The following is a 210-nucleotide window of genomic DNA, read 5'->3' on the forward strand; positions in this document are numbered from 1 at the left end:
CATGCTCCCTCCGCCGTGCGGTCGCTCCCCGTCGCGAGGCTCCCTGCGGGACGGTGTCGACGCGGACCGAGCGGCGGCTCTCCGAGAGGGCTGCGGCGTGGCGCCATCAGTTCACCTCCGGAAGGTGAGCGACGCGTTGCCGTCGATCCGTAGCCGCGTGACGTCGCCGGAGAAACCGAACGTGTCGCAGTCCTCCGCGACGGTCCCGCT

Source organism: Halorubrum sp. SS7 (assembly GCF_005435055.1).
Taxonomy (GTDB): domain Archaea; phylum Halobacteriota; class Halobacteria; order Halobacteriales; family Haloferacaceae; genus Halorubrum; species Halorubrum salinarum.